Origin of the sequence: Terracoccus luteus (assembly GCF_003635045.1) — a bacterium.
GTDB lineage: Bacteria > Actinomycetota > Actinomycetes > Actinomycetales > Dermatophilaceae > Terracoccus > Terracoccus luteus.
The window spans coordinates 1,926,406-1,950,379 of sequence record NZ_RBXT01000001.1; the positions used below are offsets into that span (position 1 = coordinate 1,926,406).

At 74.2% G+C, this 23,974-nt stretch carries 19 protein-coding genes and 1 riboswitch; of the genes, 6 read left to right on the forward strand and 13 right to left on the reverse strand.

The genetic code is table 11. The features are described 5' to 3' along the window. Nucleotides 1-18 precede the first annotated feature (18 nt). The 3 genes from DFJ68_RS08785 to DFJ68_RS08795 all read right to left on the reverse strand — a co-directional run bounded on the left by DFJ68_RS08785 (nt 19) and on the right by DFJ68_RS08795 (nt 2,772). On the reverse strand, nt 19-879 hold the full coding sequence (locus DFJ68_RS08785) for a bifunctional methylenetetrahydrofolate dehydrogenase/methenyltetrahydrofolate cyclohydrolase (RefSeq protein ID WP_121035235.1): 861 nt from the start codon (nt 877-879) through the stop codon (nt 19-21). Between the two features lie 65 nt (nt 880-944). Then, on the reverse strand, nt 945-2,225 hold the full coding sequence (locus DFJ68_RS08790; RefSeq protein WP_121032443.1) for an NAD(P)/FAD-dependent oxidoreductase: 1,281 nt from the start codon (nt 2,223-2,225) through the stop codon (nt 945-947). 58 nt (nt 2,226-2,283) lie between these two features. Further along, nucleotides 2,284-2,772 (reverse strand): MarR family winged helix-turn-helix transcriptional regulator, encoded by a 489-nt coding sequence (locus DFJ68_RS08795; RefSeq protein ID WP_147431535.1) that lies wholly within the window; start codon nt 2,770-2,772, stop codon nt 2,284-2,286. Between the two features lie 85 nt (nt 2,773-2,857). Here DFJ68_RS08795 and DFJ68_RS08800 point away from each other — a divergent pair, with 85 nt between their 5' ends. Next, on the forward strand, nt 2,858-4,081 hold the full coding sequence (locus DFJ68_RS08800) for an aminoglycoside phosphotransferase (protein WP_121032447.1): 1,224 nt from the start codon (nt 2,858-2,860) through the stop codon (nt 4,079-4,081). A 54-nt stretch (nt 4,082-4,135) separates the two neighbouring features. Here DFJ68_RS08800 and DFJ68_RS08805 read toward each other — a convergent pair whose 3' ends face one another. Continuing rightward, complete coding sequence (locus DFJ68_RS08805; RefSeq protein ID WP_121032449.1) at nt 4,136-6,103, reverse strand: ABC transporter ATP-binding protein; 1,968 nt, start codon at nt 6,101-6,103, stop codon at nt 4,136-4,138. After that, the gene (locus DFJ68_RS08810; RefSeq protein ID WP_211333303.1) at nt 6,100-8,127 is read right to left on the reverse strand and encodes an ABC transporter transmembrane domain-containing protein; all 2,028 of its coding nucleotides are present in this window, start codon (nt 8,125-8,127) and stop codon (nt 6,100-6,102) included. The genes DFJ68_RS08805 and DFJ68_RS08810 overlap by 4 nt, the downstream gene beginning before the upstream one ends. Nucleotides 8,128-8,191: 64 nt before the next feature. Here DFJ68_RS08810 and DFJ68_RS08815 point away from each other — a divergent pair, with 64 nt between their 5' ends. Continuing rightward, a complete protein-coding gene (locus tag DFJ68_RS08815; protein ID WP_245963551.1) occupies nt 8,192-9,700 on the forward strand; it encodes a uracil-xanthine permease family protein in 1,509 nt (502 codons plus the stop codon). 14 nt (nt 9,701-9,714) lie between these two features. On the opposite strand, the gene DFJ68_RS08820 is transcribed toward DFJ68_RS08815, so the two are convergent. Further along, nucleotides 9,715-9,954, reverse strand: a complete 240-nt coding sequence (locus DFJ68_RS08820; RefSeq protein WP_121032453.1) for a DUF6458 family protein — start codon at nt 9,952-9,954, stop codon at nt 9,715-9,717. Between the two features lie 218 nt (nt 9,955-10,172). On the opposite strand from DFJ68_RS08820, the gene DFJ68_RS08825 reads away from it, so the two are divergent. Continuing rightward, nucleotides 10,173-11,162, forward strand: coding sequence for a helix-turn-helix domain-containing protein (locus tag DFJ68_RS08825; protein WP_121032455.1), 990 nt, complete (start codon nt 10,173-10,175; stop codon nt 11,160-11,162). 2 nt (nt 11,163-11,164) lie between these two features. Here DFJ68_RS08825 and DFJ68_RS08830 read toward each other — a convergent pair whose 3' ends face one another. The 3 genes from DFJ68_RS08830 to purN all read right to left on the reverse strand — a co-directional run bounded on the left by DFJ68_RS08830 (nt 11,165) and on the right by purN (nt 14,626). Further along, the gene (locus DFJ68_RS08830) at nt 11,165-12,118 is read right to left on the reverse strand and encodes a DMT family transporter (protein ID WP_121032457.1); all 954 of its coding nucleotides are present in this window, start codon (nt 12,116-12,118) and stop codon (nt 11,165-11,167) included. 72 nt (nt 12,119-12,190) lie between these two features. Continuing rightward, nucleotides 12,191-13,828, reverse strand: coding sequence for a bifunctional phosphoribosylaminoimidazolecarboxamide formyltransferase/IMP cyclohydrolase (gene purH, locus DFJ68_RS08835; protein WP_121032459.1), 1,638 nt, complete (start codon nt 13,826-13,828; stop codon nt 12,191-12,193). 86 nt (nt 13,829-13,914) lie between these two features. Further along, nucleotides 13,915-13,991: riboswitch (ZMP/ZTP riboswitch) on the reverse strand. A gap of 8 nt (nt 13,992-13,999) precedes the next feature. Beyond that, the gene (gene purN / locus DFJ68_RS08840; protein ID WP_211333469.1) at nt 14,000-14,626 is read right to left on the reverse strand and encodes a phosphoribosylglycinamide formyltransferase; all 627 of its coding nucleotides are present in this window, start codon (nt 14,624-14,626) and stop codon (nt 14,000-14,002) included. A 173-nt stretch (nt 14,627-14,799) separates the two neighbouring features. Between purN and DFJ68_RS08845 the strand changes: the two genes are divergently transcribed. Next, on the forward strand, nt 14,800-15,192 hold the full coding sequence (locus tag DFJ68_RS08845) for a hypothetical protein (RefSeq protein WP_121035236.1): 393 nt from the start codon (nt 14,800-14,802) through the stop codon (nt 15,190-15,192). Between the two features lie 7 nt (nt 15,193-15,199). On the opposite strand, the gene DFJ68_RS08850 is transcribed toward DFJ68_RS08845, so the two are convergent. The 3 genes from DFJ68_RS08850 to sucC all read right to left on the reverse strand — a co-directional run bounded on the left by DFJ68_RS08850 (nt 15,200) and on the right by sucC (nt 18,838). Further along, complete coding sequence (locus tag DFJ68_RS08850; protein ID WP_147431536.1) at nt 15,200-16,570, reverse strand: cell division protein PerM; 1,371 nt, start codon at nt 16,568-16,570, stop codon at nt 15,200-15,202. Nucleotides 16,571-16,729: 159 nt separating this feature from the next. Then, nucleotides 16,730-17,623, reverse strand: coding sequence for a succinate--CoA ligase subunit alpha (sucD, locus tag DFJ68_RS08855; RefSeq protein ID WP_121032465.1), 894 nt, complete (start codon nt 17,621-17,623; stop codon nt 16,730-16,732). A 33-nt stretch (nt 17,624-17,656) separates the two neighbouring features. Beyond that, nucleotides 17,657-18,838, reverse strand: coding sequence for an ADP-forming succinate--CoA ligase subunit beta (sucC, locus tag DFJ68_RS08860; RefSeq protein ID WP_121032467.1), 1,182 nt, complete (start codon nt 18,836-18,838; stop codon nt 17,657-17,659). A 345-nt stretch (nt 18,839-19,183) separates the two neighbouring features. Here sucC and DFJ68_RS08865 point away from each other — a divergent pair, with 345 nt between their 5' ends. Together DFJ68_RS08865 and DFJ68_RS08870 are read left to right on the forward strand one after the other, a co-directional pair. After that, nucleotides 19,184-20,203 (forward strand): esterase/lipase family protein, encoded by a 1,020-nt coding sequence (locus DFJ68_RS08865; protein WP_245963552.1) that lies wholly within the window; start codon nt 19,184-19,186, stop codon nt 20,201-20,203. A 232-nt stretch (nt 20,204-20,435) separates the two neighbouring features. Beyond that, nucleotides 20,436-21,350 (forward strand): M23 family metallopeptidase, encoded by a 915-nt coding sequence (locus tag DFJ68_RS08870; RefSeq protein ID WP_245963553.1) that lies wholly within the window; start codon nt 20,436-20,438, stop codon nt 21,348-21,350. Between the two features lie 132 nt (nt 21,351-21,482). On the opposite strand, the gene pcrA is transcribed toward DFJ68_RS08870, so the two are convergent. Beyond that, nucleotides 21,483-23,969, reverse strand: coding sequence for a DNA helicase PcrA (pcrA, locus tag DFJ68_RS08875; RefSeq protein WP_121032471.1), 2,487 nt, complete (start codon nt 23,967-23,969; stop codon nt 21,483-21,485). Nucleotides 23,970-23,974 lie beyond the last annotated feature (5 nt).

The following is a 23,974-nucleotide window of genomic DNA, read 5'->3' on the forward strand; positions in this document are numbered from 1 at the left end:
GCGGTGGGGCGTGTCACGTCAGGCCGCGTCGGCGGCGGCCGCCCGCGCCTCGGCGGCGGCGACGATGTTGGTCAGGAGCATGGCGCGGGTCATCGGCCCCACGCCGCCGGGGTTGGGGCTGACCCAGCCGGCGACCTCGGCGACGTCGGCGGCCACGTCACCGGCGATCGCGCCGTCGACGCGGCTGACCCCGACGTCGAGCACGGCGGCGCCGGGCTTGACCATGTCGGCGGTGATGACGTTCGGCACCCCGGCGGCGGCGACGACGACGTCGGCGCGCCTCACCTCGGCGGCGAGGTCCTTCGTGCCGGTGTGGCACAGGGTCACCGTCGCGTTCTCGCTGCGACGGGTGAGGATGAGCCCGAGCGGGCGCCCGACGGTGAGGCCGCGGCCGACGACGACCACCCTGGCGCCGTCGAGCGGCACGCCGTGGTGGCGCAGCAGCTCGACGCAGCCCATCGGGGTGCACGGCAACGGGGCGGGGCGGCCGAGCACGAGCCAGCCGAGGTTCATCGGGTGCAGGCCGTCGACGTCCTTCTCCGGCAGCACCCGCGAGAGCAGTGCCATCTCGTCGAGGCCGGTGGGCTGCTGCACGAGGAAGCCGGTGCACGCGGGGTCCGCGTTGAGCTCGTCGATGACGGCCTCGACCTCGGCCTGCGTGGCCGTCGCGGGCAGGTCGCGGCGCAGGCTCGTGATGCCGAGGTCGGCACAGTCACGGTGCTTCGCCCCGACGTACCAGTGGCTGCCGGGGTCGTCACCGACCAGCACGGTGCCGAGACCGGGGGTGACGCCTCGGGCGGTGAGCGCCTCGACCCGGGCTCGGAGATCGGTCTTGATGCTGGCGAGCGTCGCCTTGCCGTCGAGGATCTGTGCCGTCACGCGCCACATCCTGCCACCCGGCCGCACCCGGGCGTCGGCGCCGCCCGCGGACGGACGGGCGGGGGTCAGGAGGCGTCGGGCGCGGGCACGCCGGCGAGCTCGGACAGGTCGGCGTCGGGGTCTGCGAGCCGCTCGCGGTCGACCGGGGTGCGGTCGCGGACGAGGGCCTGCACGGCATCCATCGTGTCCCAGACGTTGACGTGCATGCCGGCGAGCACCCGCACGCGGCCGTCCGCACCTTCGGCGGGGACGACCCAGAACGCCATGAACTCGTCGGTCGACGGCTCGCCGCGCAGCACGACCTCGGGGTCGACGTCGGCCGGCACGTACCCGGCGTACTCGAGTCCGGCGTCGTACTGGTCGGAGTAGAAGAAGGGGATGGGGTCGTAGGCCTCGTCGCTGCCCGCCATCGACCGGCCGGCCGCGTAGCCGCCGTCGTGGGCGTTGGCCCAGTGCTCCACGCGCACGTGGGTGTCGAGGGCCGTGCTGCGCCAGCTCGCGACGTCGCCGGCGGCGAGGACGCCGTCGGCCGAGGTGTGCAGGTGCTCGTCGGTGCGGATGCCGTCGTCGACCGTGATGCCGGCGCCCTCGGCGAGTCCGGTGTTGGGGGTGATGCCGACGCCGACGACCACGACGTCGGCGGGCAGGGTCTCTCCCCCCTCGAGCACGACGCCCTCCGCCTTCGTGTCGCCCGTGATGCGCTCGACGCCGGTGTCAAGACGCAGGGTGACCCCGTGCCGGCGGTGCAGGTCGGCGAACCAGCCGCCCACCTGCTCCCCCACGACCCGCACGAGGGGTGCGGCCTGCGGTTCCACGACGGTGACGGAGCAGCCGGCCTCGCTCGCGGCGGCGGCCACCTCGAGACCGATCCAGCCGGCCCCGACGACGACGACCCGCGCCCCGTCGGTGAGGCGCTCGCGCAGCGCCGACGACTCCCCCTTCTCCCGCAGGTAGAGCACGCCGTCGAGCTCGGCGCCGGGCACCTCGAGGGCCCGCGCCGAGCTGCCGGTGGCGAGCAGTAGCCGGTCGAAGGCCACCTGCTCGCCGCTGCGGAGCGTGACGGTGCGCGCGGCGGCGTCGAGCGAGGTGGCGGGGTCCCCGACGTGCAGCTGCACGTGCTGCTCGTCGTACCAACCACGGTCGTGCGGGTAGACGGAGTCGGGCTCGTCGTCGCCCTTGAGGACACCCTTGGACAGCGGCGGTCGCTCGTAGGGGATCTCGTCCTCCTCGGTGACGAGGACGATCGGGCCGCGCTCGTCGATGCTGCGGACCCCTTCGACGGCGCGGGAGGCGGCGAGGCCACCCCCGACGATGACGTACCGGCGTTGGCTCTCGTCCGTGCTCATGCCACCACCCTCACACGGCCGGGGGTCCGCGTCGAGGGCATCGCCGGCGGCCCGGCGGTCAGAGCTCGACGTCGCGGGCCAGCCGCCGCATGGTCTCGACCATGGCGTCGTAGCGCCGGGCTCCCACGTCGTCACGCAGCGCCTGCTCGGCGGCCGCGATGGCGCGCGTCACCTCGGCACTCGCCGCCTCGCCGGCCGGGTTGCGTCGCACGAGACGGACGCGGGCGTCGGCGGGGTCGGTGACGCTCTCGACCAGGCCCATGCCCTCGAGCACGTCGACGAGCTGGCCCAACGCCTGCCGGGTCGTGCGGGCGCGGTCGGCGAGCTCGCTCGCCCGGAGGCCGTCCGGTGGGATGAGCTGTAGCAGCCGGGCACGGCGACCGGTGAGCCCGGCCAGGGCGGGGTCGGCCGCGACGCCCATCTCGTGGGCGAGCCGCCGGGACAGCGCCTCCGACCACCGAAACAGGTGGTCGGGCAGCGTCTCGTCGTGGTGTGCCCCACGGCCGTCCCGAGGGCTACGGCCCGAAACCCTCTTGCCGCCGCTCACCGGACCACCCTAACCTCAAAGAGGTAAAGGTGCTTTACCACCTGGCGGGGCGGCGCGAGACCGTCCGGCCGTGCGAGGAGGAGCCATGACCGACGCCGACCCCTGGACCGCCCAGTCGCTGACCGACGCCGTCGCTGACCGCGCCGCTCGCCACCTCGGGGTCGACCGGGCCCACGTGCACCTCACCCCGGTCGACTACGCGTGGGGCTCCCCCGCCACCGCCGGACTGTGGAAGGTCGAGGCGGCCGCGGAGGGCCTCGGCGCACAGCAGTCGCAGCCGGTCACCCGGTTCGCCAAGCTGCTGCGGCACCCACGGCACTGGCCGGGGCTGCGCACCATCCCGGAGGGGGGCGCTCGCGACTTCTTCCTCGAGCGCTTCCCCTGGCGGTTCGAGCTCGACATGGCGCTGTCGGGCATCGACGCCGTCATGCCACCGGGGTTGCGCACCCCCGTGCTGCACGACCAAGACCCCCTCGACGAGGATCACGTCCTGCTCTGGTGGGAGCTCGTCGACGAGCGTCCTGGACCCTGGTCGACAGCCGAGCTGGCTGACACCGCAGGCCTGCTCGGCCGGCTGGCTGCCCGGCGACGCGAGGGCGCCGCCGTCAACGCCGCCCTCCCGGAGGTGTGCCACCAGCTGCCGCGCGGCGCGGCCCTGCGCCTCTTCTCCGAGCCCCGGGTGCTGCTCTTCGCGCGCGCCGAGCTCGCCCCCGACGGGCCGTGGTCGCACCCGCTCGTGGTCGAGACCTTGCGCGACCTCGGCGACGACGGCCTGCGGGCCGAGCTGCTCGGCCTGGTCGACCTCGTCCCCGCCGTGCTCGACGCCCTCGACGACCTGCCCCAGACCTACGCCCACGGCGACGCGAGCGTGCAGAACCTGCTGCGCTCCCGCGCCGGCGGCGACGTCGTCGTCATCGACTGGGGCTTCGGCTCGCTGCTCGCGGTCGGCTTCGACCTCGGCCAGCTGCTCGTCGGGCCGATGCACGCCGGCCTCACCTCGGCCGACGACGTTCCCGCCATCGACGCCGCCATCCTGCCCGCCTACGTCGCCGGTCTCGGCGAGGAGGGCTGGACGGTGCCGACCCACCTCGTGCGCTTCGGCCACCTCGGCTCCCTCTTCGCGCGTTCGCTGTTCACGGCGCTGCCCGTCGACGCCCTCCCCGACCCGGCGGGCGGCACCGGCCGGGACGACGGGCACGCCGCGGCACGGGCCCTGCTGCGGGAGCGGCTGACGCTGACCCGCGCGATGCTCGACCTCACCCTGCCCGTGGTGCGCGAGCACCTCGCGGGTGTCACGAGCCGGTCGTGATCGCCTGGCCGCCGTTCGTCAGGGCCGTCGCCTCGGGCCGACCGGCCGGCGCGGTCAGGACGTCCACGCCCGCCACAGCGCCGCGTACTCACCGCCGTGGGCCACGAGCTCGTCGTGGCTCCCCAGCTCGGCCACCCGACCGTCGATGACGACGGCGATGCGGTCGGCGTCGTGCGCGGTGTGCAGCCGGTGCGCGATGGCGACGACGGTGCGGCCGGTGAGCAGGGCGTTCATCGAGCCCTCGAGGTGGCGGGCCGTCCGTGGGTCGATGAGCGAGGTCGCCTCGTCGAGCACGATGGTGTGCGGGTCGGCGAGGATGAGCCGCGCCAGGGCGACCTGCTGGGCCCGACCCGGGGTCAGGGCGAGGTGCCCCGAGCCCAGCTGGGTGTCGAGCCCCTCGGGCAGGCGGTCGACCCACTCGAGCGCGTCGACGGCACCGAGCGCCTGACGGACCTGCTCGTCGTCGCTGCCCTCACGGGCGAGCACGACGTTGTCACGCACCGTGCCGATGAAGACGTGGTGCTCCTGCGTGACGAGCGCGACCTCGGTGCGCAGCGTCTCGAGGGGCAGTCGCGTCAGCTCGACGCCGCCGACCTGCACCGTGCCCGTTCGGGGGCCGTGGATGCCGGACAGCAGCCGTCCGAGGGTCGACTTGCCCGACCCGCTCGGGCCGACGACGGCCAGCCGTTCACCGGTGCGCAGGTCGAGGTCGATGCCGTGCAGGACGTCGTGCCCGTCGCGGTAGGCGTAGCGCAGGTCGTGGGCGAGCAGGTCGCGCCCCTGCGGGACGCCCTCGCCGGCCTCGCGGTCGGGCGGGACGGTCGCGATGCCGAGCAGGCGGGTGGTCGAGGCCATGCCCACCTGCACGCGGTCGACGGTGCTGACGAGCATGTCGAAGGGGCCGTAGAGCGCCTCGGCGTAGAGGATCGCGGTCGTGATCTGACCCAGGCTGGCCCAGCCCTGCACGTAGCCGACGGCGCCGAGCAGCAGCACGAGCACGCGCGGCAGGCTGAAGGCGACGTCCATGATGAGGAAGAGCAGGTTGCGCAGCGTCATCGTGTAGCGCTCGGCCTGGCCCGACACCTCGATGTCGTCGTCGCCCCGGCGCAGGCGGCGACCGGCGAGCCCGAGCGCCTCGACGGTGCGCGCCCCCTCGACGGTCTCGCTCAGGGTCGTGTTGATGCGGGAGTAGGTGCCGCCCTCGGTGAGGTAGCCCTTGGGGGCACGGGCGAGGTAGCGGCGCACCTGGAAGCTGGCGAGGGCCATGAGCACGAGGGAGGGCACCGAGAGCTGCCACGAGTTGCTCACCATGGCCACGAGCGTCAGCACGACCGTGATGAGCGCGACGATCGACTCGGGCAGGGCCCAGCGCACGCTCTCGCTCATCGTGCCGACGTCGCGGGTGACGCGGGTGACGAGGTCACCGGTGCTGGCGCTCTCGACCCTCGACAGCGGCAGGCGCAGGATCGCGTGCACGACGTACTCGCGCGCCCGGGCCAGGACGTCCTGCCCGAGCACGGTCGAGCTCAGCTTGGCCGCGAAGGTGACGAGACCCTGCACGACGACGAGGCCCGCGACGACGAGGGCCACGGTGTTGGCGCCGGCGAGGGCGGCGTCGACGCGACCCGCCTGCACGTCGGCCACGGTCGAGTCGACGAGCTCGCCGAGCAGACGAGGCACGAGCAGGCCCGCGAGCGCGGCGAGGGCGTTGAACCCGACGACCGCGACGACGAGACCGCGGCGCTCCCCGAGCAGCCGGCCGACGAAGCGCACGACGCTACGGGCGTCGGCGACCGGCAGTCCGGTCGTCGCGTTCATCGTGTCGGCGACGAACTCCTGCGCTCGTCGCTCGCGCAGCAGGTGGCGACGGCGCAGGGCGACGAGCCGCTCTCGGGCGCCGGCCCGGGCCGGCGGGCGCAGCTCGACCGGCACCGGCGGTGGACGGTGGGCGGCGTCCCACGTGCGGGCCGACTCGGCCGCGAGGTCGGCGCGCAGGTCGACGACGAGGTCGGTGTCGCTCATCGGGTGGCCTCCGCCCCGGTCACGGCGGTCCAGTGGGCCGTCTCGGTCTCGAGCTGCTCGGTCGACGGGCCGGTCGACGAGCCGGACGTCGGGTCCGACCCACCCGCCGCACCCTCGTCGGCGGGCGTGGCCGCGGCGGACGCGGCCACCTCGCCGCGCACGACGACGGAGCGGTAGGCCTCCGAGCGGGACAGTAGCTCGGCGTGCCGGCCGCGGTCGACCTCCCGGCCGTCGACCATCAGGGCGACCTCGTCGGCGTGGTGCAGCAGCAGCGGCGAGGCGGTCATGACGACCGTCGTGCGCCCGGCCCGGTGCGGGCCGAGCCGCTCGGCGATGCGTGCCTCGGTGTGCGCGTCGACCGCCGACGTCGGCTCGACGAGGACGAGCACCTCGGGGTCGACGGCGAGGGCGCGCATGAGCACGAGACGCTGGCGCTGCCCGCCGGACAGGCCGCGGCCCCGCTCGTCGAGCTCGCCCTGCCAGCCACCCGGGAGGGCGTCGAAGACGTCGTCGGCGGCGGCGGTGAAGAGCGCGCGCTCGGCCTGCTCGCGGGTGAGCCGGTCGTGCGGGTCGACGGCCTCGCGCAGGGTCCCCTTGAAGACCTGGGGTGCGGTGTCGCTGACGAAGATGTGGCGACGGACCTCGTCGAGCGGCACGTCGGACAGGTCGACGCCCCCGACGGTGACGCCCCAGGGCTCGCTCGCCCGCTGCTCGTCGCTCGCGGCCTGGGCGGCGCGGGCCGCCTCACGCTCGGCTCGCGCGGCCCGGGCCGCGCGGCCCTTGAGCCCCTCCGGCAGCTCGGCGCTGACGAGGGGGTCCTGGTCGCCGGAGAGGTAGCGACCGAGCCGGTCGGCGAGGGCCGCCGAGTCGTCGGGCACCGACGAGACGACCATCGTCAGCCGGCCCGGGGCGACGTGCACCCCCGAGGCCTCGTCGACCACGACGGCATCCGACCGCAGGTGCTTCGGGTCGACCGGGTCGCGCCACGGCGAGCGCTGCTCGTAGACCGCGACCGCCTTGCGGGCCGAGACGACCGAGCGCGTCCACTTCTGCGCGAACTCGACGAACGTGCGCATCGGCTGCACGAGGAAGAGGCCGTAGCCGAGGAAGCTGACGAGCTCGCCAACCGTGAGCCGGCCGACGGCGACCTCCCGCGTGCCCAGCCACAGCAGCGCGACGACGAAGCCACCGGACAGCAGCACGCCGACCGACTCGACGGCCGCCAGCCAGCGGCCGCCCATGACACCGGCGCGGCGCACCCCCTGGGACTGGCCGGCGTAGTTGCCGCCGAACGTCTCCTCCCCGCCGATGCCGCGCAGGATGCGCAGGCCCGCGACGATGTCGGTGGCCATCGAGGTCAGCTCGCTGTTGCGGGAGCGCTCGACGCCCTGCCACCGCTGCATCGGACGCAGCAGGGGCGCCCCGAGCAGCACGAGCAGCGGCGCCGACACGAGCACGAGCAGGCCCATGCGAACCGACGTCGAGAGCACGATGCCGGCGACGACGAGGTAGGCGAGCAGCTGCGAGACGGCCCGCGTCGTGATCTCCATGAGGGCGCCGAACTGGTCGCCGTCGCTGCCCGAGACCGACAGCACCTCGCCGGTCGGGGTGCGGCGGGTCAGCACGTGGCCGAGCTGCAGCGCCTTGCGGGTGACGAGCTGGGTCGTGCCGTAGAGGGCGATGAGCCACTCGCGCACGATGACGGTGTGGAAGAAGACGCCGCTGAGGGCGCCGCCCACGGTGACGACGCCGAGCACGACCAGCCAGCGCGTCGTCTCGCCCTGGTCGCCCGCGACGATGCCGGTGTCGATGGCCCGCCCCACGATCCAGGGGCCGAGCGTCTGGGGCACCATCCAGATGACGGCCACGAAGAGGCCGAACCAGAACAGGCCCCCCTGCTGGCGCACCATCCAGGCGAGGAAGGCCCTCGGGGTGCGCGTGTCGGGCTCGTCGACGTGGCCGGGTGAGCCGGCGTCGGACGAGCTGCTGCCGAAGGCCCGGGTCACGGGTGGGAAGTCTCGCATCGCGTGGTCCACCCTAAGCGGGCGCACCGACAGCGCCCCACTGCTTTTCCGCTACCTTGCCCGCATGGCTCGAGACGGCGCGCGGATGTTCGGCTGGACCCTCCACGGCGACGGGCGCACGCTCGGCCCCGACGACGTCGTCGCCCCGCACGAGAGGCTCTCGTGGGGGCGCACGATCGGGCTCGGCGGGCAGCACGTCGTGGCGATGTTCGGGGCGACGTTCGTCTTCCCGCTGCTCATGGGGCTCAACCCCCAGCTCGCGATCATGATGAGCGGCGTCGCCACCATCCTGTTCCTGCTCGTGGTCAAGGGCATGGTGCCGAGCTATCTCGGCACGTCGGCCTCGTTCGTCGCGGCGGCCGCCGCCATCCGCGCCCAGGGCGGCACCTCCCAGGACGTCACCGGCGCCGTGCTCGTGTCCGGCCTCGTGCTCGTCGTCGTCGGAGTGCTCGTGCACGTGCTCGGCTCCGGCCTGCTGCACCGACTGCTGCCACCCGTCGTCACCGGCGCGGTCGTCATGCTCATCGGCTTCAACCTCGCCCCCGTGGTCTCGGGCACGTACTGGCCGCAGGACCAGTGGGTAGCCCTGTTCGTCATGGCCTTCACCGTCGTGTGCGCCGTCGCGTTCCGCGGGTTCGTCTCGCGCATCGCCGTCTTCCTCGCCCTCGTCGTGGGCTACGTCCTCTCGTGGCTGCTCGACCGTGTCTTCGGGCAGATCACGTCCTACGACGCCGCCGCGGGCGCCGTGACGACCCACTGGCGCACGAGCTTCGACGGGGTCGCGGATGCCGCGTGGTTCGGTCTGCCCCCGACGACCGGCACGCTCGGCCCTGACGGCCAGCCCCTGGTCGGCCTGCACCTGCCGTCGTTCTCGGCCGCGGCCATCCTGCTCGTGCTGCCCTCGGTCATCGCCCTCGTTGCCGAGAACACCGGCCACGTCAAGGCGGTCGCCGAGATGACACGCACCGACCTCGACCCCTACATGGGCCGTGCCATCGCCGCCGACGGCCTCGGCACCGCGCTCGCGTCGTCGATCGGCGGCTCGCCGACGACGACCTACGCCGAGAACATCGGCGTCATGGCCGCCACCCGGGTCTACTCGACGGCGGCCTACTACGTCGCCGCCCTCGTGGCGCTCGTGTTCGGCCTGTCGCCGAAGTTCGGCGCCCTCGTCTCCTCGGTCCCCGGTGGCGTGCTCGGCGGCATCACCGTCGTGCTCTACGGCATGATCGGCCTGCTCGGGGCCAAGATCTGGGTGCAGAACCGGGTCGACTTCGGCAACCCGCTCAACCTCGTGCCCGTCGCCGCCGGCGTCATCATCGGCATCGGCCACGTGCAGCTGCGCTTCACCGACGAGTTCGTCCTCGGCGGCATCGCCCTCGGCACCGTCGTGGCCATCGCCGGGTACCACCTCGCGCGGGCCCTGGCCCCGGCCGACCTGCGCCGACGCGCCGACCGCCCCCTCGGCGGGGTCGACGGCGGCGAGACGGGCGACCCCGGCGGCAGTGTCGTCACCGTCGGCCACGACGAGTACGGCACCGACCGGCATCCGGAGGCCACGCGCGAGCGGTGACCGGCCGCGCGCGGTCAGTGGCGGGTGTCGCGCTCCTCGACGGTCTTGCGCACGACGGGGCGCTGGCCGCCCGGGTCCTCGATGCGCGTCACGGTGCGCTCGCTGTGGGTCGTGCGCTTCGCGTTGAGGATGAGGCCGGCCCCGGCAACCATGAGGATGACGCCCACGGTCGGCAGGCTGATGCCGGGCGGGTCGGCACTCACCGCGAAGGTGAGGATGGCGCCGATGACGGCCAGCAGCACGCCGATGCCCACCTCGGAACCTCCCGTCGGCCGCGTCGTCGGCCCTCCGTGGGCCGGTCGTCGGCCTCGACACGACTGTACCCGCGCGGATGCCGGCCGGCACCGTCCCGGGGACGGTCACTCATCGGGGCGCCCGGGCGGAGGGACACTGCGGTGTCGCGGGTGGAGACCTGCGACACCGCCCAGCATGCCGACCATGCCGAGCACACCAACCGACGACAGGAGCACCCGTGCTGGAGGCCATCGGGCTGGACGAGCAGGAGGAGGCGGTCTACGGGCTGCTCGTGACCCTCGGCTCCGAGACCGCCGGCGACCTCGGGCGCCGGCTCGGGATGCCGGTGGGCGAGGTCGAGACGGCCCTGCGGGCGCTCGAGCGGCACGGCCTCGTCGCCCGTCCCGTCGGCCGCCCGGAGCCGTCGGGTGGCCGCTGGATGGCGGCCCCGCCCGCGGTGGCGCTGCGGGCCCTCGTCAACGAACGCCGGCACGGTCTCGAGCAGGCGGAGGTCGGCGTGGCCCGCCTCATGGCGGCCTTCCGGTCGGACGCCCCCGCCTCCGAGCTGCACGAGCTCGTCGAGATCATCGTCGGCGCCGAGGCCGTCGCCCAGCGCTTCCGGCAGATCCAGCTCGGTGCGGTGCGCACGGTCGACGCTCTCGTCACGAGCACGCCCGTCGCGGTCACGGGCGAGGAGAACGACGCGGAGGAGACGGCCACCGGCCGGGGCGTGCGCTACCGCGTCGTGCTCGAGCGCGAGTCGCTCGAGGCCCCGGGCGCCATCGCCACGGTGACGTGGGGCCTCGGCCGGGACACCCTCGTGCGCGTCGCCGACCGGGTGCCGACCAAGCTGCTCGTCACCGACGGGGAGGCGGCGATGGTGCCGCTGCTCACCGACGGCTCCGACCCGTCGGCGCTCTTCGTCCGCGCCAGCGGGCTGCTCGCGCCGCTGCAGGCGCTCTTCGAGGCGGTGTGGGACGCCGCCGTGCCGCTGCACCTCGTCGACGGGCGCGTCGTCGAGCAGCCCGAGGGGCCCGACGAGCTCGACCTGCGCATCCTCTCGCTGCTGCTCGCCGGCCTCACCGACTCGGCCGTCGCCAAGGCCCTCGACCTCGGTCTGCGCACGGTGCAGCGACGGGTCAGCGGCCTGCTCGACCGGGCCGGCGTGACGTCGCGCCTGCAGCTCGGGTGGCAGGCGCGTGAACGGGGCTGGGTCACCCGCCCCTGACCTCAGGGCGTGGTGGCGAGCACCCGGTCGGGGTCGGGCGCCTGGACCGACGGGCGCCGCGACCGCTGCTCGTGCACGGCGAGGGCGACCACAGAGGCGAGCACGACGGCGAAGCCGACCCACTGCGAGGGCGTCAGCCGACCGTCGAGGGCGAGCACGCCGACGAGGGCGGCCGTGAGCGGGAAGGCGAGCTCGGCGAGGGTCGCGCGCGAGGCCGGGGTGCGGCCGAGGGCCCGGTAGTAGAGGAGCAGCGCGAGCAGCCCGGGGAGGAGCGCGAGCAGCAGGATGTTCGGGACGGCGTCGAGCCCGACGGCCAGGGGCGTGGCCGTGGCCCCCGCGAGCGCGAGCAGCGTGAGCAGGCCGACCCCGAAGCGCAACGCCGTGATGTCGGCGAAGCGCAGCTCGGCGCTCGCGGCGCGGCCGAGCACCGTCCCCGCGGCCCAGAGCGCGGCGGCCCCGACCGCGAGCAACGCGGCCTGCGCGCTGCTCACGCCGACGTCGAGCGGGCTCGCGAAGGCGAGCAGCCACGCGCCGACGAGGGCCGGCACGGCGAAGAAGGCGTAGCGCGCGCTGAGCCGCTCGCCGAGCACGACGGCGGCGAGCGCCACGGCGATGACGGGCTGCAGCTTCTGCAGCACCTGCGGCGTGATCGGGTCACCGACCCGGAACGCGGCGGTGAAGAGGGTCGTGGCGAGGGCCGACGAGCCGGCGCCGATGACGAGCACGCTGAGCTTCGTGCGCCGGCTCGTGCGCAGCAGCCGGCGCACCGCCGGCACGAGCCAGGGGCTGACGAGCAGGGTGAGCACGAGGTGTTCCCAGAAGACGACGGCGAGGGCCGGGTACTCCTTCGCCAGCGGCCCGCGCCACAGCGCCGACAGACCCCAGAAGGAGGCGGCCAGGGCGACGAGCCAGGTGCCGTCACGAGTCGGGCCGGTCCGGGCCGCAAGGGTTCTCATGGGGTCAGGGTGTCACCTGAGGGCACCGACCGGCATCCGGGGCCCCCGTCCGGATGCCGGTGGGCGCGCCGGTCAGTGGAAGAAGTGGCGGGTGCCGGTGAAGTACAGCGTCACGCCGGCGGCCTCGGCGGCCGCGACGACCTCCTCGTCGCGGATCGAGCCACCCGGGGCGACGACCGCACGGACCCCGGCGTCGAGCAGGATCTGCAGGCCGTCGGCGAAGGGGAAGAAGGCGTCGGAGGCGGCGACCGAGCCGCGGGCGCGATCCTCCCCCGCCCGGCGCACGGCGAGGTGGCAGGAGTCGACGCGGTTGACCTGGCCCATGCCGACCCCGACGGCAGCGCCGTCGTGGGCGAGCAGGATGGCGTTGCTCTTGACGGCGCGGATGGCGCGCCACGCGAACTGCAGGTCGGCGAGGGTGGCCTCATCGGCGGCCGCCCCGGCGACGAGGCGCCAGGCCGAGGCGTCGTCGCCGCCGGTCACGGCTCCCTCGTCGTCACGCACCACGGCGTCGACCCGGTCGACCGACTGCAGCAGCAGACCGCCGCTGACCGGCCGCATCTCGACGCCCGCGTCGTCCGGCTGGCCGCCGCCGCTCCACCCGTCGGGCAGGCGCAGCACGCGCAGGTTCTTCTTGGCGGTGAGGACCTCGAGCGCCTCGGGCTCGTAGTCGGGCGCGATGACGACCTCGGTGAAGACTGGCTTGGCGGCCCGGGCCATCGCGGCCGTGATGGTGCGGTTGGCGGCGATGATGCCGCCGTAGGCGCTGACCGGGTCGGTGGCGTGGGCGCGCTCGTACGCCTGCTCGATCGTGTCGCCGACGGCGATGCCGCACGGGTTGGCGTGCTTGATGATCGCCACGGTCGGCCGGTCACCGTGGTCGTGGGCGGCGCGCACCGCGGCGTCGGTGTCGACGTAGTTGTTGTACGACATCTCCTTGCCGCTCAGCTGCTCGGCGCTCGCGACGCCCTCGTCGAACGAGCGGTAGAGGGCGGCCCGCTGGTGCGGGTTCTCGCCGTAGCGCAGCACCGCACCGCGCTCGTAGTCGGCGCCGACCCAGGCCGGGAACCCGGTGCCGCCGCTCGTGTCGGTGTACGCGTTGCCCATCCAGCTCGCGACGGCGACGTCGTACGAGGCGGTGTGCACGAAAGCCTCGGCCGCGAGGCGGCGACGCTGCCCGAGGGTGAACCCGCCGGCGGCGACCGACTCCGCGACCTCCCCGTAGGCGGCGGGGTCGGTGACGACGGCGACGCTCGGGTGGTTCTTCGCCGCGGCGCGCACCATCGACGGCCCGCCGATGTCGATCTGTTCGATGCACTCGTCGGGGCTCGCGCCCGACCCGACCGTCTCGCGGAAGGGGTAGAGGTTGACGACGACGAGCTCGAACGCCTCGACCCCGAGCTCGGCGAGCTGCTCGAGGTGGTCGGGCTTGCGCGTGTCGGCGAGGATGCCGGCGTGCACCTTGGGGTGCAGCGTCTTGACCCGGCCCTCGAGGCACTCCGGGAAGCCGGTGACCTCCTCGACCGGGGTGACGGCGACGCCGGCGGCCGCGATGGTCCTGGCCGTCGAGCCCGTGGAGACGATGGCCACCCCGGCGGCGTCGAGCGTCCGCGCCAGCTCGTCGAGCCCGGTCTTGTCGTAGACGGAGACGAGCGCCCGACGGACCGGGCGGCGCCCCTCGTCGGTGGTCGTGGTGGGGGCGTCGGTCATGGCTGCACTCCTGGTTCGCGCTCGCGGGACGTCGGTGAGGGCGGTGCCGTGGCACCCCGGTTGGGGGCGACCCGGCATCCGCTCTCGCGAGGCACCCAGGCGGTCGATGCTCCCGACGTCACTCCCCGGTGGTCACCCACCTGCGCCAGTCGTGTGCGGCCAGAGTAGCGGTCAGGCCCGCCCGACCCGAACTCGCCGACCCTGCACCGTGAAGCCCTCGCGCGCCAACAGGCCGGTCACCTGCACGATGAGCTCACGCTCGTGCACCTTGATGCGCTCGTGCAGGGAGTCCTCGGTGTCGTCGGGCTCCACGGCGACGACCCGCTGCTCGATGATCGGCCCGGTGTCGACGCCGGCGTCGACGAGGTGGCAGGTCGTGCCCGTCACGGTGACCCCGTAGGCGAGCGCGTCACGCACCCCGTGCGCGCCCGGGAAGCTCGGCAGCAGGGCCGGGTGGGTGTTCACGACGGGCGCGACCGCGAGGCTGCGGGGGCCGAGGATGCGCATGAAGCCCGCCGTGACGACGAGCCGCGGGTCGTGGGCGGCGAGGTCGGCGGCGAGCGCCTCGTCCCACGCGGCGCGGTCGGAATGATCGCGCACCGACCGCACGAAGGTCGGGATGCCGGCCCGCTCCGCCCGCTCGAGGCCGTGGCACGGGCGGTCGGCCCCCACCGCCGCGACCGTCACGCCGTACGCCGGGTCGGTCGTGGCGTCGAGGAGCGCCTGCAGGAGGGTGCCCGAGCCGGAGACGAGGACGACGACGGATGCCGTGGAGCCCGGCGCCGTGGGCGCGTGCAGGGCGTCGGGGTCGCCCCTGCCGTCGGAGCCCTCGGGTCGCGGCACGGCGTCGCTCGTCACGACGGGGAGTGTAGCGAGCGCGTCGGCCGCTCCCCCGTGACCTGGGGCGGTCGCAGACGGGGGGAGGCCGGGCGGGGGCGGAGGGTTCCGGCGGATGCGTGAGAATGGAGCGCATGCCCGACCCCGTCGACCAGGCCGTCGCCCACGCCCGCGCCAAGGCGGCGCGCACCCTGCCCGTGTTCGTGGCCATGCTGCTCGCGGTCGTCGCGATGTCGCTGCCGCTACCGCGCCGCTTCGTCGCCGTCGTGCCTCTCGTGCTCGTCGTCGTGCTGACGGTCCGGCTGCTGCGTTTCCTCACCGACCGCAAGGGCTCGGAGAAGGTGGTGCCGGCCATGACGCTCGTCGTGGCCGGGGTCCTGCTCGCCACCCTCGGGCTGCAGGGGCTGTTCTACCCGCAGGTGCGCGACTACGAGGCGTGCGTCGCCGGCGCGCAGACCTCCGAGGCGCTCGCGGCGTGCGAGCAGCTGCGCGACGGCGTCTTCTGGGGCGCCCGCGAGCTCGGCTGAGCCCGGCTCAGTCGTCCCTGTCGTCGTCGGCACCGTCGACGTCGTCGTCGGCGTCGTCGTCGTCGTCGGCGTCACCTCGCCCGTCCGTGGCGGCCGCCGCGTCGCGCTCGGCGCGGCGCTCGCGCAGCAGCGCCAGCCCGACCCAGAGGCAGGCGCCGCCGACGACCTCGGCGAGCAGGGCCGGGACGAACGGTGCGAGCGGCACCCCGACGGCGGCGAGCCGCTCGACCCCGAGGGCCCCGTTGGCGAGGGCGGTCAACGCGAGCACGACGACGACGGCCAGGGCTGCGGCCGTGGCGACGGCGGCGAACCGGGCGCGGGTGTTGCCGAAGAACTCGAGGGCCGCGTCGACCCACCGGCCGAGCAGCGCCCCGACGAGGACCGGCAGCAGCACGACCGCGAGCAGCAGGGGCGGGTAGGCGGCCTGCTCGGGCAGGGCCGCGAGCAGCGGGACGGCCGGGTTGAGGCCGGGGTCGGCGGCGACGGGTGAGACGACCGAGCCGGCGGCGAGCGAGAAGCCGGGGCCGGCGACGAAGCCGAGCGCCCACGTCGCGGCGTTGCCGAGCATGAGCAGCTGGCCGGCGACGAGCACGGCGGCCCCGACGAGGTTGACCCGGTAGTCGGCCTGCATCGAGACGACCGAGCCCACGGTGAGGACCACCCGGGCCACGACGACGGCGGCACCGAGCAGCAGCAGCACCCCGGCGCCGCGCCAGCCGATGCGCCACACGGCGGGCAGCCACGTCGGACCCCGGCGGAACCAGGCCCGCACGAAGCCGGGGGCGTCATCGTCGTCGGGTCGCAGCAGCAGGGCCCCGACCGCGGCGAGGGGGACCAGCGCCGCCCCGGCCACGGCCAGCAGGCCCGGCCCGACCGGGCCGCCGAGGGCGAGCACGGCGATGACGGCGGCGGCGACGACGTAGCCGCCGACGAAGCCGGGGACGAGCACGCGCGCGAGGGTGCGGTCGACGCGCGAGGCCGGCAGCACCTCCCGCTGGGTCGCGAAGAGGCGGCGCGCGAAGCGGGCCGTGACGTAGACGTCGAGCAGCAGGAGCAGCACCGGCGTCACCGAGACGGCCACGCCGTCGCCGACGACGGTCTGGCCGTGCCCGACGAACCACAGTGCGCTGCCGACGGACACGGCGGTGAACCAGCCCAGGCTGCTCTCGGGGGCCGCGATCCAGCCGACGAGGGCCGGCAGCACGACGATCGCCCAGGTGGCGACGGCCGCGAGCAGCCCGGTGCGGACGGCGGCCACGAGCCCGCCGCCGCGCTCGTCCGGCGCGCTCGCCCGCGGGCCGCGGGTGCCGGCGCGCGGGCCGGGGCCCGCCGCAGGGCGGGAACGGGGGCGGGTGGAGGACGGGGCGGACGGTGGCACGACCCCATGGTCACAAGAGCGGGCGGCCAGATCGAGCGCCCACGCCGGGCGACCGGCATCCGACTCGCCGAGGGCGGGTGGGACGCACCGTGCCCGCCCACCGGAGAGCGGTGGGCGGGCACGGTAGGAGCCCGGGTGGCCCTGACGGGCCGGCCGGGATCAGGCGCTGAGGCTCTTCATGATGTCGCGCATGAGGTCGGCGGCCTCGCTCGGCGTCTTGCCGACCTTCACGCCGGCGGCCTCGAGGGCCTCCTTCTTCGCCTGCGCGGTGCCCGAGCTGCCCGACACGATGGCGCCGGCGTGGCCCATCGTCTTGCCCTCGGGGGCGGTGAAGCCGGCCACGTAGCCGACGACCGGCTTCGTGACGTGCTCCTTGATGTAGGCGGCCGCGCGCTCCTCGGCGTCGCCGCCGATCTCACCGATCATGACGATGGCGTCGGTGTCGGGGTCGTTCTGGAACGCCTCGAGGCAGTCGATGTGCGTCGTGCCGATGACGGGGTCGCCACCGATGCCGACGGCCGAGCTGAAGCCGAAGTCACGCAGCTCGTACATCATCTGGTAGGTCAGCGTGCCCGACTTCGAGACGAGGCCGATGCGGCCGGTGCCCGAGATGTTCGCGGGGATGATGCCGGCGTTGCTGACCCCGGGGGTGATGAGGCCGGGGCAGTTCGGGCCGACGATGCGCGTCGTGCCCTTGGCCTTGGCGTAGTTGTAGAACTCGGCGGTGTCCTTGACGGCGACGCCCTCGGTGATGACGACGGCGAGCGGGATGCCGGCGTCGATCGCCTCGACGGCGGCGGCCTTCGTGAACTGGGCGGGCACGAAGATCACGGACACGTTCGCGCCGGTCGCCTCGATGGCCTCGGCCACCGTGCCGTACACGGGGACGGACACGCCGTCCTCGAAGTCGACGGTCGTGCCGGCCTTGCGGGGGTTGACGCCGCCGACGATGGTCGTACCGGAGGTGAGCATGCGCTGCGTGTGCTTCATGCCCTCCGAGCCGGTCATGCCCTGGACGATGACCTTCGAGTCAGCGGTGAGGAAGATTGCCATGGTTGCTCGATTCTCTTTTCCTGTGGCCCGGGGTCAGTTCGCGGCGGCGGCGAGCTCGGCGGCCTTGCGCGCGGCGCCGTCCATGGTCGCCTCGATGGTGACGAGCGGGTGGTCGCGCTCGGCGAGGATGCGGCGGCCTTCCTCGACGTTGTTGCCGTCGAGCCGCACGACGAGGGGCTTGGTCGCCGCGTCGCCGAGGGTGTCGAGGGCGCCGACGATGCCGTTGGCGACGGCGTCGCACGACGTGATGCCGCCGAAGACGTTGACGAAGACGCTCTTGACCTGCTCGTCGCCGAGGATGATGTGCAGGCCGTCGGCCATGACCTGGGCGCTCGCACCGCCGCCGATGTCGAGGAAGTTGGCCGGCTTCTGGCCGCCGAACTCCTCACCGGCGTAGGCGACGACGTCGAGGGTGCTCATGACGAGCCCCGCGCCGTTGCCGATGATGCCGACGGAGCCGTCGAGCTTGACGTAGTTGAGGCCCTTCTCCTTGGCCGCGGCCTCGAGCGGGTCGGCGGCGGCCTTGTCCTCGAGCGCCTCGTGGTCGGCGTGGCGGAAGTCGGCGTTGCCGTCGAGAGTGACCTTGCCGTCGAGGGCGACGATCTGGCCGTCCTCGGTCTTGACGAGCGGGTTGACCTCGACGAGGGTCGCGTCCTCGTCGCGGTAGACGGTCCACAGCTTCTGCAGCACGCCCGCGATCTGGTCCTTGTCGGCGGCGTCGAAGCCGGCCGCGTCGACGATCTCGCGGGCCTTGGCCTCGTCGATGCCCGTGTTCGGGTCGACGGCGACGCGGGCGAGGGCGTCGGGGCGCTCGACGGCGAGCTGCTCGATCTCCATGCCGCCCTCCTTGGAGCACATGGCCAGGTACGTGCGGTTGGCCCGGTCGAGCAGGATCGAGAAGTAGTACTCCTCGGCGATGCGGGCGCCCTGGGCGACCATGACGGTGCCGACCGTGTGGCCCTTGATGTCCATGCCGAGGATGGCCTCGGCCGCGGCCTGCGCCTCGTCGGGGCTCTTCGTCACCTTGACGCCGCCGGCCTTGCCGCGGCCACCGGTCTTGACCTGGGCCTTGACCACGGTGACACCGCCCGACCGCTGCCCGATCTCCTCGGCGGCCGCACGGGCCTGCTCGGGGGTGGTGGCGGTGGCGCCGGCGAGCACGGGCACCCCGTGCTTCTCGAACATGTCGCGGGCTTGGTACTCGAAGAGATCCACGGGTGGGGTTCCGTCCTCGTCGTCGATTGCGGTGCCCGACCGCACGACGACACCCGGGCGGGCCGAAGGCGTCCACCGGGCCGGGGGCCGGGCAGGCGGCCGCAGCCGGGACGGGTGCGACGGCGCGATCGAACGGGCTGTCGCTCGAACTGTAGTGGCCGCGAGACCCACCCGTGACCGCCGGGCGCGCCCCGCCGCACCCCTCCCGGCACGAGAGGGGCCAAGATCACACCCCCGTCCCACGGGTCGGCGGATGCCGGGTGGCGCGGTCCCGCTCGGCGATCCCGTCGGCGTGTGGTGGACGACCGCGAGTGGGGCACGGACCGGCCGGGGTACGGTCGGGGCGTGGGAGCGCGAGCACGCGAGGCGACGACGCCGCCGAAGGGGTCGGCCGTACCGGTCGGCCCGGTGGGCGCTGCCGGCCCACCCCGCCGGACGGCATCCTCAGGCCCTTACGTGCCGGCGGCGGGACGGGCCGGTCTGCGCGAGGCCGCCACCGGCGCGGCCCGGGCCCTGCTGAGCCCGACCGGGGTGGCGGGCGCCGCCGTCGAGGCGACGTGGATGGCGCTGCACCTCGGGCTCTACCCCCTGGGCCTGCTCGGGTCGCGCGACAGCACGGCCCGCGACGGCTACGGCCTGCGCGACCTGACCCCGTCGCAGCGCGGGCTCGCGGTGCAGGACGTCGAGGCCGCCCACACGCCGATCCTGCTCGTGCACGGCATGGTCGACAACCGCTCCATCTTCACCGTGCTGCGGCGCGGCTTGGTGCGCCGCGGTTTCGGGCGCATCGAGACCATCAACTACCCCATCCTCACCGGCGACATCCGGGTGGCGGCCGCCCGGCTCGGCGACGAGGTCGAGCGGATCGCCGCCGAGACCGGCTACGAGCGCATCCACGTCATCGGGCACTCCATGGGCGGGCTCATCGCCCGCTACTACGTGACCCGGCTCGGGGGCGACGCCCGTGTGCACACGCTCGTCACCCTCGGGACCCCGCACCACGGCAGCTACCTCGCCTACGCGTGGGGCAACCAGCTGACCCGGCAGCTGCGCCCCGGCAGCGGGCTGCTCACCGAGCTGGCGCAGCCGGTCCGCGACTGCCGCACCCGTTTCATCGTCTACTCCTCGGACCTCGACCAGGTCGTCGTCCCCCACCAGAACGCCGCGCTCCGTCACGACGACCTCGACGTCCGCAACGTCGTGCTGCATGGCGTCGGTCACATGAGCCTGCCCATCACGCGCACGGTCGTGAAGGGGATCTCCGAGGCTCTGGCCCACCTCGACACGTCGGGCGCCACCGTGACGCCGGGAGTCAGCCCGATCGTCCATGCGCCGCGGTCACGCGACGGATCCGCCCACGCCTGAAGCGGTTCCGCCGCGGTGCATTCGAGCGGCCGCGTCGTGCCGGGCTCGCTGACGGGCCTGTGGAGGACGCCGGCGCCCGGTCGCGCGGACGCCGTAACCTCGGCGGACGGCCATACCCCGTCGCGACCCGGAATCAACGCTCTCGGCCCGATTCGGCCGGTGCTTGATTTTTGAATAACGAAACGGTCACGGTACGGTCGACGCTGCCACCAACCAGTGAGGTTCCTTCTCCGTGTCCCATCGCGTGACTGATCGCAGCTACACCGGCCGCCACCGGCCCGTGACCCCCGCGTCCCCGTCGTCGTCCTCCCGCGGACGTCGCCTCGTCGTCCCGATCGCCCTCGTCGCCACCACCGTGGCCGGCGGGCTCGTGATCCGCCAGGCCGGTGCCGCGACGCTCGGCGCCGAGGCCGCAGGCGGCACCGCCGTCGTCGCGGGCCAGTCCCCGGATGCCGCCCGCGTGGCCGCCGCTGCCGGTGACCGGGGTGCCGGGGCCTCGCGCGACACCGCGCGCTCCGCCCTCGCCGCCCTGTCGTCGGCCGGCACCGCCGCCGGTGACGAGGCCGACGAGGCCGCCACGGCCGCCGCCGCCGCCGCGAAGAAGGAGGCCGCGGCCAAGGCCGCCGCCCAGGCGGCGGCGAAGAAGGCCGCCGAGAAGAAGGCCCGGAAGGAGGCGGCCGACAAGGCCGCCGCCGCCCGCGCCGCCCAGGCGCGTGCCGCCAGGGCCGCCGAGGCCAAGGCCCGCCAGAACTCGCACCGCTGGGTGCCGCCGGTCTCGGGCTACAACCTCACGTCGGGCTACGGCTTCCGCTGGGGCAAGATGCACCCCGCGCAGGACCTCGCCGTCGGCGTCGGCAGCAAGGTGCGCGCCCTCTCGAGCGGCACCGTCGTCTTCGCCGGCTGGGACAGCACCGGCTACGGCAACCTCGTGCGCATCCAGTACTGGGACGGCACCGTCTCGTACATGGCCCACAACAGCCGCCTGCTCGTGTCGGTCGGCGAGAGCGTCGAGCCCGGCCAGCTCGTCGCCTACAGCGGCAACACCGGCAACTCGACCGGCCCGCACGTGCACCTCGAGATCCACCCGGACGGCGGCGGTGCCGTCGCGCCCCGCGCGTGGCTGGCCGCGCGCGGCGTCAACCTCTGAGCCGACCGACCGCCGCACGGCGTGACCCCGCGGTGGCGCGGGGGCTCGCTCCCCGGCATCCGTTCGCCCGAACCGCAGAGCCCGCCCCCGACCGGGGGCGGGCTCTCGTGCGTCCCGACGCTGACCGGGCGCTCAGAGCTTGACGAGCGGGGCGTAGCGCAGCAGCAGGCGCTTGGTGCCCGTGTCGGCGCCGAAGTCGACGTGGGCCATGGACTTCTCGCCGTCCCCCTCGACCCGCACGACGGTGCCGAGGCCGAAGGAGTCGTGGCTGACCTTGTCGCCCGCGTGCAGCGAGATGACCGGCCGGGAGCCGGGGCTGCGTACGCCGGGGCGGGAGGCGAGGGTCGCGACGGCCGGCTGTCCGGCCCCGCGCGCGCCACTGAACGAGGGCCCGAGGCGCCGCCAGTCGACGAGGTCGGCGGGGATCTCGTCGAGGAAACGTGAGGCGGGGTTGTACTGCGGCGAGCCCCACGCGCTGCGGACCGCGGCGCGCGAGAGGTAGAGGCGCTCGCGCGCCCGGGTGATGCCGACGTAGGCGAGGCGGCGCTCCTCCTCGAGCTCCTTCGGGTCACCGAGCGAGCGCAGGTGCGGGAAGGTGCCGTCCTCGAGACCGGTGAGGAAGACGACGGGGAACTCGAGCCCCTTCGCCGTGTGCAGGGTCATGAGGGTGACGACGCCCTGCGCCTTCGCCTCGGGCGAGTCGGGGATGTCGTCGGCGTCGGCGACGAGCGAGACCTGCTCGAGGAACTCCTCGAGGGCGCCGGCGGGGCCGACGTCCTCCGGCTCGACCCCCGGCGGCAGCTCGCCACCGGACGCCTCGAGCTCGGTGGCGCGCCGCTCGTCGTACTCCTGCGCCACGGCGACGAGCTCGGCGAGGTTCTCGATGCGCGTCTCGTCCTGCGGGTCGTGGCTGGCGCGCAGCTCGGCGAGGTAGCCGCTGTCCTCGAGGGTCGCCTCGAGCAGGGAGGCGACGCTGTCGTCGGTCTCGTAGACGGTGCGCAGCCGCTCGAGCAGCGCCGTGAAGCCCTTGATGGCGGCGACCGACCGGGTGGCGATGCCGGGGGCGTCCTCGGCACGGCCCAGGGCGGCGACGAAGGGGATGCGCTCGCGCTCGGCGAGGGCGGCGACGCAGGCCTCGGCGCGGTCGCCGATCCCCCGCTTGGGGGTGTTGAGGACGCGGCGCAGGTTGACGGTGTCGGTGGGGTTGGAGACGACCCGCAGGTAGGCCAAGGCGTCCTTGACCTCGCGCCGCTCGTAGAACCGGGTGCCGCCGACGACCTTGTAGGGCAGGCCGACCCGGACAAGGACCTCCTCGATGGCCCGGCTCTGGGCGTTGGTGCGGTAGAACACGGCGACGTCGCCGGGCTTGACGCCCTGCTCCTCGAGGTCGTCGATCTCCTTGGCGATGAACGCCGCCTCGTCGTGCTCGTTGTCGGCGACGTAGCCGGTGATCATGGCGCCGTCGCCGGAGTCGGTCCACAGGTTCTTGGCCCGGCGGCCCTCGTTGCGGGCGATGACGGAGTTGGCGGCCCGCAGGATGCGCTGGGTCGAGCGGTAGTTCTGCTCGAGCAGGATGGTGCGCGCGTCGGGGTAGTCCTGCTCGAACTCGAGGATGTTGCGGATGCTCGCCCCGCGGAAGGCATAGATCGACTGGTCGGAGTCGCCGACGACGCACAGCTCCGCCGGCTCGACGGCGTAGGCGCCCTCGGGTCCCTTGACCTCGCCGACGAGCTCGCGGATGAGCTGGTACTGCGCCTCGTTGGTGTCCTGGTACTCGTCGACGAGGACGTGGCGGAAGCGGCGACGGTAGTACTCGGCGACGTCCGGGAAGGCCTGCAGGATGTTGACCGTCGTCATGATGATGTCGTCGAAGTCGAGCGCGTTCGCCTGCCGCAGGCGTCGCTGGTACTGGGTGTAGGCCTGCGCGACGGTGCGCTCGTAGTGGTCGCCCTCGGCCACCCGTCCGGCGTACGTCTCCTCGTCGACGAGCTCGTTCTTGAGGTTGCTCACCTGGGCGGTGAAGCTGCGCGCCGGGTAGCGCTTCGGGTCGAGGTCGAGGTCGCGCAGCACGAGGGCCATGAGCCGCTGGCTGTCGGCGGCGTCGTAGATCGAGAAGGTCGACTTCATCCCGACCTTGGCCGCCTCGCGGCGCAGGATGCGCACGCAGGCCGAGTGGAAGGTCATGACCCACATCGCGCGGGCGCGCGGGCCGACGAGGCCGGCGACGCGGTCGCGCATCTCGGCCGCGGCCTTGTTGGTGAAGGTGATGGCGAGCACCTGGCCCGGCTGCACCCCCCGCTCGCCGAGCAGCCACCCGATGCGGTGGGTGAGCACGCGGGTCTTGCCCGAGCCGGCGCCGGCCACGATGAGCAGCGGGGCCCCCTCGTGCACGACGGCCTCGCGCTGCTGCGGGTTGAGGCCCTCGAGCAGCGTGGCGGGGTCGACGTGACCGGCGGACGTACCCGGCGCGACCCCTCCCCGGGCGGCCGCCTCGGCCCACGTCGGCACGCCGCGTTCGGTGACCTCGCCACCCCGGCCGCCCCGGGCACCACCCGCGGTCGGGGCGTCCTGACCGGTCGTCAGCGCATGGATCGGGAGGTCGTCGAAGAGCGTGCTCATGATGG